Origin of the sequence: Nocardiopsis sp. NPDC101807 (assembly GCF_044766605.1) — a bacterium.
Lineage (GTDB): Bacteria > Actinomycetota > Actinomycetes > Streptosporangiales > Streptosporangiaceae > Nocardiopsis > Nocardiopsis tropica.
Map to the genome: position 1 here is coordinate 70,417 of NZ_JBIWMK010000003.1, position 14,639 is coordinate 85,055.

At 72.8% G+C, this 14,639-nt stretch carries 12 protein-coding genes; 5 read left to right on the plus strand and 7 right to left on the minus strand.

Translation table 11 applies throughout. The features are described 5' to 3' along the window. Positions 1–661: 661 nt before the first annotated feature. Both ACIRPH_RS09840 and sbnB read right to left on the minus strand, forming a co-directional pair. Positions 662–2,266, minus strand: a complete 1,605-nt coding sequence (locus tag ACIRPH_RS09840) for an amino acid adenylation domain-containing protein (RefSeq protein WP_402911808.1) — start codon at positions 2,264–2,266, stop codon at positions 662–664. Continuing rightward, entirely contained in the window at positions 2,263–3,336 is a 1,074-nt protein-coding gene (gene sbnB, locus ACIRPH_RS09845) for a 2,3-diaminopropionate biosynthesis protein SbnB (protein WP_402911810.1), read from the minus strand. Before sbnB ends, ACIRPH_RS09840 begins: the two co-directional genes overlap by 4 nt. A gap of 422 nt (positions 3,337–3,758) precedes the next feature. Between sbnB and ACIRPH_RS09850 the strand changes: the two genes are divergently transcribed. Both ACIRPH_RS09850 and ACIRPH_RS09855 read left to right on the plus strand, forming a co-directional pair. Continuing rightward, entirely contained in the window at positions 3,759–5,474 is a 1,716-nt protein-coding gene (locus tag ACIRPH_RS09850; protein ID WP_402911812.1) for an ABC transporter transmembrane domain-containing protein, read from the plus strand. Further along, positions 5,471–7,216, plus strand: coding sequence for an ABC transporter ATP-binding protein (locus ACIRPH_RS09855; protein WP_402911815.1), 1,746 nt, complete (start codon positions 5,471–5,473; stop codon positions 7,214–7,216). The genes ACIRPH_RS09850 and ACIRPH_RS09855 overlap by 4 nt, the downstream gene beginning before the upstream one ends. Before the next feature lie 151 nt (positions 7,217–7,367). On the opposite strand, the gene ACIRPH_RS09860 is transcribed toward ACIRPH_RS09855, so the two are convergent. Together ACIRPH_RS09860 and ACIRPH_RS09865 are read right to left on the minus strand one after the other, a co-directional pair. Further along, the gene (locus tag ACIRPH_RS09860) at positions 7,368–7,982 is read right to left on the minus strand and encodes an SMI1/KNR4 family protein (RefSeq protein ID WP_402911818.1); all 615 of its coding nucleotides are present in this window, start codon (positions 7,980–7,982) and stop codon (positions 7,368–7,370) included. 121 nt (positions 7,983–8,103) lie between these two features. After that, entirely contained in the window at positions 8,104–9,846 is a 1,743-nt protein-coding gene (locus ACIRPH_RS09865; RefSeq protein ID WP_402911822.1) for a carbamoyltransferase, read from the minus strand. A gap of 848 nt (positions 9,847–10,694) precedes the next feature. On the opposite strand from ACIRPH_RS09865, the gene ACIRPH_RS09870 reads away from it, so the two are divergent. Genes ACIRPH_RS09870 through ACIRPH_RS09880 form a run of 3 tightly spaced genes read left to right on the plus strand, consistent with a single transcriptional unit; the run spans position 10,695 to position 12,384 of the window. Beyond that, entirely contained in the window at positions 10,695–11,468 is a 774-nt protein-coding gene (locus ACIRPH_RS09870; protein WP_402911825.1) for a thioesterase II family protein, read from the plus strand. 51 nt (positions 11,469–11,519) lie between these two features. Then, positions 11,520–11,783 (plus strand): acyl carrier protein, encoded by a 264-nt coding sequence (locus ACIRPH_RS09875; RefSeq protein ID WP_402911828.1) that lies wholly within the window; start codon positions 11,520–11,522, stop codon positions 11,781–11,783. After that, positions 11,776–12,384, plus strand: a complete 609-nt coding sequence (locus ACIRPH_RS09880) for a class I SAM-dependent methyltransferase (RefSeq protein WP_402911830.1) — start codon at positions 11,776–11,778, stop codon at positions 12,382–12,384. Before ACIRPH_RS09875 ends, ACIRPH_RS09880 begins: the two co-directional genes overlap by 8 nt. Positions 12,385–12,423: 39 nt before the next feature. Here ACIRPH_RS09880 and ACIRPH_RS09885 read toward each other — a convergent pair whose 3' ends face one another. Genes ACIRPH_RS09885 through ACIRPH_RS09895 form a run of 3 tightly spaced genes read right to left on the minus strand, consistent with a single transcriptional unit; the run spans position 12,424 to position 14,611 of the window. After that, positions 12,424–13,350, minus strand: coding sequence for a hypothetical protein (locus ACIRPH_RS09885; RefSeq protein WP_402911832.1), 927 nt, complete (start codon positions 13,348–13,350; stop codon positions 12,424–12,426). Next, entirely contained in the window at positions 13,347–14,348 is a 1,002-nt protein-coding gene (gene sbnA, locus ACIRPH_RS09890; protein WP_402911834.1) for a 2,3-diaminopropionate biosynthesis protein SbnA, read from the minus strand. Before sbnA ends, ACIRPH_RS09885 begins: the two co-directional genes overlap by 4 nt. A gap of 47 nt (positions 14,349–14,395) precedes the next feature. Then, positions 14,396–14,611 (minus strand): MbtH family protein, encoded by a 216-nt coding sequence (locus tag ACIRPH_RS09895; protein ID WP_402911836.1) that lies wholly within the window; start codon positions 14,609–14,611, stop codon positions 14,396–14,398. Between the last annotated feature and the right edge of the window lie 28 nt (positions 14,612–14,639).

Here is a 14,639-nt window from a genome sequence, read left to right on the forward strand (position 1 = left end):
GGGCTTACCTCTTACGCCTCAGAAGCCTCGGCGAGGCCGAACCTGACAGACGAAGCTCTGCACGAGAATCACGCCACGGCATTAACTTGGTATCGGCACGTCCTTTAACCCGGAAGGGATGGCCTGGGGACCAGGGCGAAACCTGAGGCGAGCCGGCCGACCCCCAGGACCGAGACGCTTCTGACCTGGCCTTGTGCTCATTCATTCAGGCCGGAAACCAGATATCGGCTTTTCGACCGGCGCCCTTCGCTCTGCCCGGGAGGGAACCGTCAACGGGGACGAGTCTTCGGCTGGGAATTCGCCGACGGCTCACAAGCTGGCACGTGACAGAGGACCGCCCTCTGCCCCGCCCGGCACCGAGGCGACAGGTCTGTCCGCGGCGAACAGGTGCCTCGCCTCGGCGAGGGCCGATCCGGCCGTCCACCGCCTCGCCGGCGAACTGCCAGGAAGGTGGTGCCGCCATGACCGTTCTGGACGATCGTGGTGACGGCCGCCGAGGAGGACGCCCTGTGGTGGGGCGGCCCCCTGCCGGCCGCGCGGGCCGCGAGGTCCGAATATCCGGGGCCCCGCCCCTGTGATCGGGGACCGGCACGGGGCGTCCCTCCCCCGCGCGGAGGGGCGGGCGTCGGGTCCCGCGCGCCCTCCCCGGCCCCGGGCCCGATCAGCCCTCGCCCGGGGGCTTCCTGCGCGCGAGCGCCCGGTGGTCCACCTTCCCGTTGGGGGTCAGCGGCATCTCCTCCAGCCGGTCCCAGCTCCGCGGGACCAGGCTCGCGGGCAGGGCCGAGCGCAGGAACGCCTCCAGCTCACCGGCCCCGACCTCGGCGCCGGGCACGTAGTGCGCGGTGAGGACCGGCTGCCTCCCCTCCTCCTGCCGCAGCGTGACCGCGCAGAGCTTCACCGAGCCGTGCCTGCTGAGCACCGCCTCGATCTCGTCGAGCTCCATGCGCACGCCCGCGACCTTCACCTGGCGGTCGACGCGGCCCAGGTAGTGGACTCCGTCGCCGTCGATCCTCCCCAGGTCGCCGGTGCGGTACAGACGGCCCGTCGGGGAGTCCGGGTCGAACACGTCGCGGAAGAACGCGGAGAGGGTCGCGTCGCGGTCGCCGAGGTAGCCCAGGCCCACCGGGACGCCTCCGACGAAGAGCTCGCCGGCCTGGCCGGGGCCTGCCGCGGACCAGGTGCCCTCCTCGCCGTCGTGGACGAGGCAGTAGATCTTCGCGTTGCCGATCGGGCGGCCGACGGGCAGGCGCGCCCCGGCCGTGTCCTGCGGCGACACCACGTGGTGGGTCACATCGTCCGAGCACTCGGTGGGCCCGTAGGCGTTGAGCAGCCCGGCGTGCGGAAGGGCGGCCAGGGCGCGCTCCGCCAGGCCGGGCTTGAGCTCCTCGCCGGTGGAGATGAGCCAGCGCAGGGCGGGGAGCACCTCGCCGCTCCCCTTGCGCGCGATGTCGTCGAGCAGGGTCCCGATGGCGGTGGGCACCAGTTCCACGACGGTCGCCTCGTGCCGCAGGAGCAGCCGGTGCAGCCGGGGCGGGTAGAGGACGTCGTTGTCGGAGGCGACCACGACCGCGGCCCCGACCATGAGCGGGGCCAGCATCTGCCAGATCGAGATGTCGAAGACCAGCGGCGCGGTGAACACGACCCGGCTGTCCTCGGTGATGTCCAGGTCCGCGACCTTGGCCCACAGGTGGTTGAGCATGCCCGGCTGGGCGACCACCGCGCCCTTGGGCCGGCCCGTCGTCCCCGAGGTGTAGATGACGTAGCGGGGCTCCTCCCCCTCCGGGGCCTGCAGCGGGCCTCCGCCCCCTCCGGCGGTCCTCTCGACCACCGGGGGCTGCTCGTCCTGGGCCGTGTACTCCACGGCCAGGGCGCTGGAGCTCAGCCGCAGCACCTCGTCGATGCGCGCCCGGGGCCACCCCGGGTCCACGGGGAGGTAGACCGCGCCCAGGCTCTCCAGGGCCAGGAACAGCACGATGGTCCGCGCGGACCGGGGGCCCAGGCAGGCGACGACGTCCCCCGCCCCGCACCCCGCCGCCTCCAGGCGGGCGCGCATCCGCTCCACGCGCCGGACCAGGTCCGCGTAGCCGATCTCGGTCCCGGCCCCGACGACGGCCCGCCGGTCGGGGCTCTTGCGCGCCCACGCGTTCACGCGGTCGAGCACGGTGCCGGTGGTGTCGGCGTCGACGGGGTGGGTGAGCGCGGGCGCCGGCCCCCGTCCCGCGTAGGGGAGGTCGGCCAGGTGCGGCAGCCGGTGGGACGCGGTCACAGGGCGCCCCCGTTCCGGGCGGCGCGCACCCGGTCCGGGCGCCGGTGCCGTTCGGTGTCGTAGAAGAAGTCCTCGACCGTCGTCGCCCCGCCGTCCTCGGCGGCCCTCCGGTGGACGTAGTCGCCGACCACCAGGTCCAGGACCCCGAGGCCGAAGGGGGAGAAGACCACCGGGCGCCCGGGCTCGGGCCGGAACCGGCCGCTGATCACCTCGGGGAGCGTCGCGTGGACGAAGTCGCGCCGGCCGGTGCGCTGCTCGGCCAGGTGCACCGAGGTGTCCGCCTTGAGCACGTGCTCGACGTCGTCCACGACGTTGGTGCTCGCGAGGACGAGCTCCGGGGAGAGGTCGCGCAGGGAGACGTGCAGGACCAGGGGGTTGTGGGAGAACCACGAGGGGTCGGTGACGTGCGGAGTGGCGGCGGTCGTGGCGAACACGACCATGTCGTAGGAGGAGACCAGCTCCCGGGCCGAGGCGTGCACCCGCACGCTGCTGCCGGGCGAGGTCTGCTCCACGTGGTCGGCGAACCCTCGCGCGTAGTCCTCGGAGAGGTCGTGGACGCCGATCCGGTCGAAGGCAGGGCCGAGCGCGGCCAGGTACTCGTGGAGGTAGCGCGCGATCAGACCGGCGCCGAAGAAGCCCACGTTGGTCAGGGGCGCGCGCCCGCGTGCCAGGTGGCGCACCGCGACCGCCGCGGAGGCGGCGGTGCGCACGGCGCTGATGATCGAGCCTTCGAGGCAGGCGTAGGGGTAGCCGGTCGCGGCGTCGTTGAGCAGCAGGACGGCCGAGGCCCGGGGGATGCCGTGCCCGATGTTCTCCGGGTAGCTGGACACCCACTTGATGCCGTCGACGCGCACGTCCCCCCTGACCGCCGCGGGCAGGGCGATGATCCGCGAGGACGGCTTGTCCGGGAACCGCAGGAAGTACGAGGGCGGGTTCGTGGTCTCGCCTGAGCCGTGCAGCAGATAGGCCTGCTCCACGAGGTCGGTCAGCTCCTGTTGCCGTCCCGTGAGGACCTCGTGGACGGTGGCCCCCGATACGACGGTGAACGGTGGAATCGACTGTGTGCCCATGGCTGCTCCCGGTACCTGTCCGCTTGTACGACGCGAGGGGAAACGGAGTTCCTCCGCGGCGGTTCCGGGGTCGCGCCGTGCTCGGCCCGGGTCACCGCTGCGGACTTCGAAACCCTTGTGGTCTGAAGGGAAGAAAGTGCTTACCAAGGGCGGAGTGTACCGTGGGCGCCCTTCCTGCGGGGGTTTTCCCTTTGCACAAATCGGACTGCCTGTTCCCGGTGACTCCGTCGGCGGAAATCCAGGCCGGGCACCCGGTGAACGGCGGCGGAACGGGCCATTGTGGCACCCGGTACCGGAGTGCGGCGGATACCGACCACCCCTCCGGACACCATTACGGCAAACGCTTTTACCATACGCATAAATGCGCGTCAATACCAGGCGGGAAACTATCCCTGCCGGGGAAGACGCAGTAAGGTGGCCCGGTGGTCGACACATTTAGCCCTCCCTCCCCCGGGAACACAGCCACCCCTGTCCGGTATCTGCTGTGGCTGGTCCTCAGCCAGAAATCCCGGATCGCCGCGGGTGCCACCCTCGGAAGCCTGTGGATGCTGGGCCTGACCCTGCCCCCCTACGTGCTCTCCCGGGCGATCGACGACGGGCTGGGCGCGGGCGACACGGGGGCCCTGTCGCTCTGGGTGGCCGTCCTGTTCGGCGTCGGCGTGCTCAACGCCGCGCTGGGGATCGCGCGGCACCGGACGATGACCAAGATCCGCATGGACGCCTCGTTCCGGACCGTTCGCGCCACGGTCCGCCACTCCACCCGCCTGGGCGCGACGCTGCCGCGCCGGGTCTCCAGCGGCGAGGTCGCCTCAATCGGGATCGCCGACGTCCAGGTCATCGCCCAGTCCCTGACCGTGACCGGCCCCGGGTTCGGCGCCGTGGTGGCCTACGTCGTCATCGCCGCGCTCCTGCTGTCGATCTCCCCGCTGCTCGCCGTCGTCGTCCTCGCCGGCGTGCCGATGCTCGCGATCACGGTCGGCCCCCTGCTCCACCGGCTCCTGGGGATCGGCTCCGCCTACCGGGAGATGCAGGGCGCCCTCACCGCGCGCCTGGTGGACGTGGTGACCGGACTGCGCGTCCTCAACGGGCTCGGCGGCAAGGACGCGTTCGCGCGCCACTTCCACCGCGAGTCCCGGGAGCTGCGGGACAAGGGGTACCGGATCGGCGGCGTCACCAGCTGGGTGGGCGCCCTGGGCGTGGGCCTGCCCGCCCTGTTCCTGGCCGTCGTCACCTGGCTCGCGGCCAGGATGGCGGCGAGCGGCGCCATCAGCATCGGCGACCTCGTCGCCGTGTACGGGTACGTCGCCGTCCTGGTGGTCCCCGTCGCGTTCTTCATCGAGGGCGGCACGGACATCACACGGGCCCTGGTCTGCGCGCGCAGGGTGATCCGGTTCCTCAACCTCGAACCGGAGCACGCGGACGACGGCGCCACAGGGCGGCCGCCGGCGCCGGGAGCGGAGCTGTACGACCCCGCGTCGGGCGTGCGCGTCGGCCCGGGGGTCCTGACCGCGCTGGCCGGAGCCCGGCCGGCGGACGCCGAGGAGATCATGGACCGCCTCGGCCGGTTCACCGCCTCCGACGCCGAATGGGGCGGGGTCCCGTTGCGCGAGGCGCCCCTGGACGCGGTGCGCGAGCGCATCCTCCTGGCGGACAACGACGCCGACTTCTTCTCCGGGAGCATCCGCGACGTCGTCGCCGGGGCCGGTGAGCCCGACGACGAGGCCGTCCGCGCGGTGCTGCACACGGCCGTGGCCACCGACATCGTCGACGCCATGGCCGACGGCCTCGACTCGGTGGTGAACGCGCGGGGCCACAACCTCTCGGGGGGCCAGCTCCAGCGCCTGCGGCTGGCCCGGGCGCTGTACACCGAGCCCGAGGTCCTGCTCGCGGTCGAGCCCACCTCGGCCGTGGACTCCCTCACCGAGGCCGCGATGGCGGCGCGCCTGCGACAGGCCCGCGCGGGCACGACCACGGTCGTCTCCACCACCTCGCCGCTCGTCCTGGACCAGGCGGACGCGGTGGTCTACCTCGTCGACGGGCGGGCGGCGGCCACGGGCACACACCACGGACTACTGCGCACCGAACCCGGATACCGGGCCCTGGTGTCGCGCGACGCAGAGTGGGAGCCGCTCCGATGACCGCAGTGCTGCCCGTCGCGGACCGAGCGCACGTGCGCCGCGCCGCCGTACGGGAGATCCGCGCCGACCGGTGGACGTTCGCCCTGATGCTGGCGCTCAACGTGCTGGCCGCCCTCGCCGCGCTCGTCGCCCCCTGGCTCGTGGGGCTGATCGTGGACACCGTCCAGCGGTCCCCCGGCCCGGCCGCGGTGGCCTCCGTGGACCGCACGGCGCTGGCGATCGTCGTCGTGACGGTCGTGCACATCCTGCTGGCGCGCTACTCCCTCTACGTCGGCTACAGGTTCGGCGAGGGCGCCGCCGCCCGCATCCGCGAGCGGTTCCTGGAGCGCACGCTGGCCCTGCCCGCCGCCACGGTCGAGCACACGGCCACCGGCGACCTGGCCGCGCGCGGCACCTCGGACGTCACCAGGGTCGCGTCGGCCCTGCGCAACGCGATCCCGGAGGTGTTCGTCGCCCTGACGCAGGGGCTGTTCCTCATCGGCGCGGTGCTGTTCATCGACCCGGTGCTGGGGGCCTGCGGGCTGGCCACGCTGGTCACCATCGTGGTCGCCCTGCGCTGGTACCTGCGCCGGGCGCGGACGGCCTACCTCGCCGAGGGCGCCTCCGGTTCGGACCTCGCCGAGGTCCTCACCAGCACCGCGGGCGGCGCCAGGACCGTGGAGGCCCTGCGCCTGCAGGAACGCCGGATCGCCGCGGCGGAGACCGCGATCGAGACGGCCCGCGGGGCGCGGCTGCGCACCCTGTGGCTGCGCACCGTCCTCTTCCCGTCCGTGGACGTCTCCGCCGTCCTGCCGCTGGTGGGCGTGCTGCTGATCGGCGGGGTGTTCTACCAGAACGGGTCGGTCTCCCTGGGGACGGTCGTGACGGCGGCCCTGTACCTGCGCCAGCTCTCCGTCCCGCTGGACACGATCCTGCTGTGGGTCGAGGAGCTGCAGGCGAGCGGCGCCTCCTTCGCCCGCGTGGAGGGGCTGGCCGCGGCGCCCGCGGCCGAGCGGCCCACCTCCGCCGAACCGTCCGACGACCGGATCCGGGTCAGGGACGTCCGCTACGCCTACGACCACCGCGGGGACGTGCTGCACGGGCTGGACCTGACGGTGCAGCCGGGGGAACGGCTCGCCGTGGTCGGCCCCTCGGGCGCGGGGAAGTCCACGCTGGGCAGGCTCCTGGCGGGGCTGGACCGGCCGCGGACGGGGGAGGTCACCGTGAGCGGCGTCCCCGTGGCGGACCTGGCGCCGGAGCTGCTGCGCCGCCAGGTGGTGCTGCTGACCCAGGACCACCACGTCTTCCGGGACACGCTGCGGCACAACCTTCTCCTGGCCAGGGCCGGGGCGACCGACGCGGAGCTGCGCGCCGCCCTGGACACGGTCTCGGCCGACTGGGCCCGGGAGCTGCCCGAGGGGCTGGACACCGTGCTCGGCCCCGACACGCACAAGCTCAACGGGGGCCAGGCGCAGCAGCTGTCCCTCGCCCGGGTGGTTCTGGCCGACCCCCACACCCTGATCCTGGACGAGGCCACCGCCCTGCTGGACCCCGCCACGGCGCGCAACACCGAACGGGCGCTCGCGGCGGTCCTGGAGGGGCGCTCGGTCATCGCGATCGCCCACCGGCTGCAGACCGCGCACGACGCGGAGCGCATCGCCGTGATGGACGAGGGCCGGATCATCGAGCTCGGCAGCCACGGCGAGCTCCTCGCCCGGGGAGGGACGTACGCGAACCTGTGGAGGTCCTGGCACGGGGACTAGGCCGTGACCTCCCACGGTCACCGCTGGTGGAACACGGTGCCGGGAGACGTCGCCGCGGACCGTCGGATGCGGGGCGGGGACCCGTCCGGTCGCCGCCGCCCGCGTCGCGGGGGCGGGAGCGGCCGGACGGCCGCCCCGGGGCCGTGTCCTCCTATCCGCCCATGCCCGTGTACCCGGAGTCGAACAGCGCGGAGAAGCCGGGGTACTTCGTCGGGTCGCCGTACTTCGGCGCGAACTCGTAGGCGGCCCACTCGCCGTCCGGCCCGACGTCGGTCGGATCGAGCAGCCAGAAGTCTTCCCCCCGGGCGACCTCGAGGGACCGGCCGAACAGCTGCACGAGGTCCTCGTTGCCGGGTATCGAGTCGTAGATCGCGGTCACACGTCTGCCGGCATCGCCGTCCCGCATCCACGAGACGCGGCCGCACGGATGGACGCCTTCTCCCACCCAGGCGCCCCCGACCCTCGTCCACCCGTCACTGGCCAGGTAGAACCCCCTGAGGCTCGGTGGGAACCGCACCCCGAGCCGCTCCTCGGCCTCCACCAGGGCCTCTTCCCCGGCCGGTGCCTCACCCAGCCACAGGTCGACGCGCCCCCCGCCGTCCAGGACCTCCAGCTGATCCTCGTCCAGCAGATCGACCAGCTCTTCGTCGTCGGCCTCGTTCCTCAGGTACGCATCGCCGTACCGCTCCAGGTAGCCCCGCCACTCCGCCGGCGTGGTCGGAGCGGCGGCAGCCGCCTTCTCCTCAGGTCCGGTCGTCTCGCTCATGGCGCCCAGGGTGCCAGGCGGCCACGACAACGCCGACGGCCGCCGACCGCGCGGCGGTCCCGGCGGTCGGGGCGGGGGCAGCCCTCCCTCGGCCCCGGGACGACGAGGCGGCCCCGGCCGTTCAGCCGCCCGGGCCCACGCGGAACCCCTCGATGTAGAGGCGGCCCAGCGACATCCTCTCCAGCGCCTCCAGGGCCAGGTCCGGCGAGGCGATGATCGGCTGGTTCTTGACGTTGAAGGACGTGTTGATCACGCAGCCCAGGCCGGTGTGCTCCTTGACCTTGTGCAGGAGCCGCCAGAAGACCTCGTTGTCCTCCTTGGTGACGATCTGGACCCGGGCGGTGCCGTCCACGTGCACGGCGCCCCGGATGCTCGGGATCCGTTCGGGCCGGGTGCGGGCGGTGCTGAGCATGTACCTGCTCGGCGACAGGGCCCGGCCCTCGAAGACCTCTTCGTAGTCGGAGTCGAGGATCGCCGGGGCGAAGGGCCGGAACCCCTCCCGCATCTTGACGATGGCGTTGAGCCGCCCCTTGATGTCCTCCCCGTTCGGGAGCGCCAGGATGGACCTGTTCCCCAGGGCCCGTGGGCCGAACTCCATGCGTCCGGCGAACCAGGCGACGATCCTGTCCTCGGCGAGGTCGCGGGCGGCCAGGTCCATGTACTCGTCGGTGAACCCGTGGTACTCCCAGACCGGGGATCCGCCTCCGGGCCGCTCGAACGCCTTCAGCGCCGAGCGCACGTCGTCGGCGCCGTAGCCGGGACCGGTGTAGGCGCTGAAGGTGCCGGAGAAGCCCCCGGCCACGTGCAGTGCGGCCCCCATCGCGGTACCGTCGTCGCCCGCGGCCGGCGGGACGAACATGCGCGACACCTCGGGCAGCTCCGAGATGGACTGGTTGGCCAGGCAGTTCAGGAAGGTCCCGCCCGAGAGGCACAGCGAGTCCTGGCCCGTGTGCCGCAGCCAGTGGCGGACCAGGTCCGTCAGGACCTCGGAGAAGCGCGCCTGGAAGGCGGCGGCGATGTCGGCGTACTCGTCGGGGACCTCGGCGCCGGGCTCGCGCGGCGCGACGCCCAGCGACTCCGCCAGGAAGGCCAGGGCGTCCGGGTAGCCCTCCCCCGCGCGCCCGAGCGCGCCCTGGGGCCAGCCGATGGCGGCCCTGCCCTCGTCGGCGCCCATGAAGCGGGCGAAGAAGTCGGCGTAGCGGCGGGGGTCGCCGTACGCGGACAGGCCCATGACCTTGTACTCGTCGGAGTTGAAGGTGTACCCGAGGTAGCGGGTCAGGATCGAGTAGAGGATGCCCAGGGAGGAGTCGATTCCCTGGCTGTACAGCTCCTCCATGCGGCCCCGGGTGAACCGGTGCACGGTGAGGGCGACGGTCTCGCCCATGCCGTCGGAGACCACGGACAGGGCGTCCTCGTAACCGCTCAGGTGGTAGGCGGAGGCGGCGTGGGCGACGTGGTGGTCCACCGGGCGGAACCGGTCGCCCGGGTCGCGCCACCCCGTGCGCGCGAGCTCCTCGACCACGGTCCGGCCGCTGAGCACCTCGTCGAAGTACTCGGGGGTCCGGTGGAAGAAGCGGCGGAACCGGTCGTAGTTGAAACCGTGGGCGATGAGGTCGACGTCGTCGCAGGTGATCCCGGCGTGGTCGAGGCAGTAGGCGATGGCCTTCTCGGGGAAGGCCCCGGTCGCCTTGTCCCCGGTGAAGCGCTCCTCGGCGGCCGCGGCGACGATGTTCCCGTCGACCACGAGGCAGGCGGCGCTGTCCATGCCCTGGCAGATCCTGCTGTCGACCTCCGCGATCCCCGGCCTGCTCCGGAGGTGGTGCGGCTGGGAGTGGGGGAGGCCGCTGAGGCCGAGTACGATCACCGTTCTCCTTGTGTGGGCTCGGCGTTGTCCGCCCCGCACCCGGGGGTGCGGGCGGGGCGGGCCGGTTCACGCTCCGGGGGCGCCTGCGCGGCCGCCCGCGCCGTCCGCGTGAGCGCTTCCTCCCGGTCGGCGGGGCCGGCTGCCGGGAGACAGGGGGGTCAGAAGCCGGAGCAGACTCCGCGACGCTTCGCCGTCATCGGGCACCTCCCCCTCTTTTTCCGGACACTCCTCCGCCGGGCCCCTGGCGTGCGGGCCCTTCGTCGAACGGCATGAGTATAGGACGGGACGAACGGTAGGGGAATAGCGAATCCGTTTGCCGGGGCGCGGATGCCTTTCGGCCCCCGAACCCGGTTCGCGCTCGTACTCCGTTCGTGTGGAACGCGCGCACGCGGCCGACCTCTTTCCGGTTTCGGACGCCCCGGCGAATACGGTTCCCGGTTCCACTCCGCCGATCTCCTCCTACGCGTCCTCCGCACCCCTCCCCCTAACCGAATGATCCGGATTCGCGGCTTTCGATGCTTTCCTGGACCAGGGTGATCCGAGGGCTGCGCACCCCGGTTCCGTTTCCACGCGGCCCACCCCGGAAAGGAAACCACCCCCCTCCGCGGCACCGGAGGAAATCCCGCTCCGGCCCCTGGCGTGAACGGCAGACGCCTACTATGATGCGACAGCCCGCGGTGCGAATACCGGCCCGAGGAGCAGGGGTCGCCGCCATTGTTTCCGACGCCGGGAACGCACCCGGAAGCACGCATTCGAAGCACCGGTCCGCCGCGGTGATCCGAGGACGCCCGCAGACCGGGCCGGCCGCTCCGGACCGCACCGCCCACAGAACGGACCCCCGCCCCTCCATGCACTCCACTCCCCACCGGACCGCGCAGGAATGGGTTCGCCCCCTGACCGGGGCGACCGCCCCCGGCGGATTGCGCCTCTTCTTCTTCCCCTACGCGGGGGCGGGCGCCTCCGCCTACCGGAACTGGGGGGCCGGCCTTCCCGAGGGCACCGAGGGCTTCGCCGTCCAGCTGCCCGGACGCGAGGACCGCTTCCACGAACGGCCCGTCCCCGGGCTCGACGACCTGCTGGACGCCCTCACCCCCGGGCTGCTGCCGCTGCTCGACAGGCCCTTCGCGTTCTTCGGCCACAGCATGGGCGCCATCGTCTGCTGGGAGCTGTGCCGCAGGCTGCGGCTGGCGCACGGCCTCGAACCGGTCCGCGTGTTCGTGTCGGGCTGCCGCGCCCTGCACATGCACCGGTCGCGCACCCCGGCGGAGGCCGACCTGTCGGACGAGGGCCTGATCGAGGAGCTGCGCGTACTCGGCGCCACCCCCGAGGAGCTGCTGCGCAACCCCGAGTTCACCGCGTTCCTGCTGCCCACCTTCCGCGCCGACCTGTCCCTCTTCGCCGGATACCGCTACCGGCCCGGCCCGCCACTGAGCTGTCCCGTCTCGGTGTTCGGCGGCACGCGGGACCCGCGGGTGGCCGAGGAGCACCTCCACGGCTGGGCCGCGCTGACCGACGGACCGGCCCGGGTGGAGATGTTCCCCGGCGGCCACCTGTTCCTGCTCCAGGAACGCGAACGGATGCTGCGCAGCATCGGCTGGGCACTGTCCGGCGACGGCTTCTGACCCGACACGGCCCGGGACCGCACCGGCCCCCACCACCACGGAAAGAGGAGCATGTCCGCAGACGACACGAACTACCAGGCCCTCGTCGGCGGTATCGTCGCCGACGCACTCGGGACCCCGTCGGTCGCCCCCGGGGACGCGTTCGCCGACCTCCAGGTGAACTCGGTCCTGCTGCTGCGCATCATCGCCGCGATCGAGGACAGGCTGGGCACCTCCATCGACATCGTCGACGTCCTCCAGGCGCAGACCGTGGGCGACCTGGCCGCCCTGGCCAGGAGCTACGCCCTGCGCGAGGAGGAGGAGAGCCGTGGGTGACGTCCCCTCCCCCCTGTGGCTCCGGACCACCGACGTCGACCACATGCGCAGGGACGGGCGGGACGAGGACCCCGGCCACGCCTGGACCTCCGAGCGCATCGGCGCGCTCTACCCCGGCGCCTCCTGCTCGCTGCTGGACTGCGGTGTGATGTCCGGCGTGACCTACGCCGGTCTGCGGGACGCGGGCCTGCCCGTGGACTACACCGGCATCGACGTCTCCCCCCGGGTCCTCGACGCGTGCCGGGCCGAGCACCCGGGCGCGCGGTGGCTGGAGATGAGCGTCACCGACCTCGCCTTCGGCGAGGGGACCTTCGACGTCGTGAACTCCCGCCACCTGCTGGAGTGCCTGCCCTACTACGAGACGGCGGTCCGGGAGATGTTCCGGGTGGCCCGCACCCACGTCGTCATCGGCTTCTTCCAGGTCCCCAGGGCGCCCGAGGCGCTGCTGCGGCGCGAGACCGACGAGGGCTACATCTGGCTGAACCGCTACGACCCGGGCCCCTTCGAGGAGCTGCTGCACCGGCTCTCGCGGGAGGTGGAGACCGCCGACCTGCGCCACGGGCCCCGCCGCTCCCGCATCTACCTCTGCACGAAACGCTGACCCGTCCCGGTCCCGCGCGCGGCGGGGCCGGGGGACGGGTCAGCGGCCGGAGGGCCCGCGGAAGCGCAGGGCCATGGCCGCCAGGGAGCCCCTGCTCGAAGCGCAGGCCAGGACCGCGTCACCGTCGTCGATCCGGCCGGACTCCGCCAGGTCGGCCAGGTTGAGCGGCACGTCGGACGAGAAGCAGTGCCCCACCGTCGAGACGAGCCCGGGATAGGGCTCCGTGTGCGGCATCGCGGCGGCCATCGACAGCATGGTGCGGGTAGCGCTGCCGAAGTTCGGGGTCACCAGGTAGCGGAAGCCCTCCTCGGCGTGCCCCGCCACCCGACGCGTGGCGGTGCGCATGGCCGTCAGGGTCACCCTCGCGTCGGCCAGGCCCGACCACTCCTTCTCCCGGGGCAGCCAGCGCTCGGTCGCCGACCCCAGGAGCTGGAAGGACGCCTCCGGACCGGGTTCGCGCGTGATGAGACAGGAGGCGGCCCCGTCGCTGAAGACCGTCATGCTGATCGGAGGGTGCCGGGTTCCCGAGACGATCCGGTCGACCGTCACCAGCAGGACCGACACGGCCTGCCCCGACGCGATCAGGCCCCTGGCCACGTCGGTCCCCGAGGAGAAGTTCGAGCAGGCGTCGCCGCTGACGACGAGGACCGGGGTCGAGGGCAGCTTCGCCGCGGCGCGGAACTCCTGGGCCCACTCGCTGGGGGTCGTCCCCTCGTCTGTGTCGTTGCAGACCACCACCGCCTCGTAGGACACGTCCGGATGCTCGGTCCCCGGGGCTCCCGGGGTGACCGCGACCGCCATCTCCAGGGTGGAGTCCGAGGACACGCGCACCTCCCGGATGCCCTGCTCCTCCAGCGCGCCGAGGTTCTCGCGGACCCTGGGGTCGTCCAGGTCGCGTACGTGGACGGGCGTACCGAGTCTGGACGTGAGAGGGACGGCGTACACGTCCGGGCCCTGTGTGTTCACTGCCCCTCCTTGCCGTGCGGCGTCGTGGAACCCCCGGCGGAGGGCCGGAGGGTCCCGTCTCCGAAGTTCTTGTCGACCCACTGGTCGCTGTAGACGGTCTCGAGGTACCTGTCCCCCAGGTCGGGGGCCACGGCCACCGACCTGAGGCGGTGCTCCGGGTCGTGGCGGTCGAGCCAGTCCAGGGCCCCGCCCACCACCGTTCCCGTGGACCCGCCGAACAGGAACCCGCGCGCGGACAGGGCCCGGCAGGTTCTGATGGCCTCCCGTTCGGGCACGTGGACCACGTCGTCGACGGAGGCCAGCTCCAGGGCCGGCGCCGGGGTGCTCGACCCGAGTCCGGGGATGAGGCGCGGCCCGGGCTCGCCGCCGAAGTTCGCCGACCCCTGGGCGTCGACGGCCACCACCCGCACACGGGGCGCGTGCTCGCGGAAGTACCGCGCGCAGCCCACGAGGGTGCCCCCGGTCCCGGCGCCGACGAAGAGGACGTCCAGGTCGGGGAAGCGCCCGGCGATCTCGACGGCGGTCGTCTCGTAGTGCGCCGTCCAGTTCGCCGGGTTCTCGTACTGGTTGAGCCACAGGTACCGGTCGTCGCCGCGGCACATCTGCCGGACCCTCTCCTTCCTGGCGCCCAGGAGGCCGCCGACGGGGTCGGGGACGTCGACCACCACGACGTCGGCCCCCAGGGCCCTCATCAGCCGCAGCGTGTGGGGGTTGCAGCGCCGGTCGGTCACACACGTGAACACCAGGCCCTTGCTGGCGGCGACCACGCTGAGAGCCACGCCGAGGTTGCCGGAGGAGGACTCCACCAGGACCGTGTCCGGGCGCAGGAGGCCGTCCTTCTCGGCGGCCGCCACCATGGCCGCGGCCGTGCGGAGCTTGACGGAGCCTCCGAAGTTGAAGCCCTCGCACTTCAGGTAGATCTCGCGGCCGGTCACGGACGTGAGGTCGACGTAGACGTCGGACTCCAGCAGTTCGTGCGGCGTGGAAACGATGGGCATCCCGTGCTCCTGTTCTCGGTACGGGGCCGGGGCGGCGCGGCGGGCGCTCAGGCGCCGGCTTCCGCCTGCCGGACCAGGCTCGCGGGCCGCATGTCGGTCCACTCGCTGTCGATGTGCCGGGTGCACTCCCCCCGGCCGGCCGGACCGAACACGCTCTCCCAGCCGGCGGGCACCGCGAGGTGACCGGGCCACAGCGAGTACTGCTCCTCGGCGTTCCTGAGCACGAGGAAGGTACCGTCCTCGGCGTCGAACGGGTTGGTCATCGCGTTCTCCTCCACGGGTGTGGTCGTG

Excerpts from the sequence above, each read along its gene's own strand:
- sbnB (WP_402911810.1), bottom strand. The coding sequence starts at position 3,336 with ATGGGCACACAGTCGATTCCACCGTTCACCGTCGTATCGGGGGCCACC.
- ACIRPH_RS09855 (WP_402911815.1), top strand. The coding sequence starts at position 5,471 with ATGACCGCAGTGCTGCCCGTCGCGGACCGAGCGCACGTGCGCCGCGCC.
- ACIRPH_RS09860 (WP_402911818.1), bottom strand. The coding sequence starts at position 7,982 with ATGAGCGAGACGACCGGACCTGAGGAGAAGGCGGCTGCCGCCGCTCCG.
- ACIRPH_RS09870 (WP_402911825.1), top strand. The coding sequence starts at position 10,695 with ATGCACTCCACTCCCCACCGGACCGCGCAGGAATGGGTTCGCCCCCTG.
- ACIRPH_RS09875 (WP_402911828.1), top strand. The coding sequence starts at position 11,520 with ATGTCCGCAGACGACACGAACTACCAGGCCCTCGTCGGCGGTATCGTC.
- sbnA (WP_402911834.1), bottom strand. The coding sequence starts at position 14,348 with ATGCCCATCGTTTCCACGCCGCACGAACTGCTGGAGTCCGACGTCTAC.
- ACIRPH_RS09895 (WP_402911836.1), bottom strand. The coding sequence starts at position 14,611 with ATGACCAACCCGTTCGACGCCGAGGACGGTACCTTCCTCGTGCTCAGG.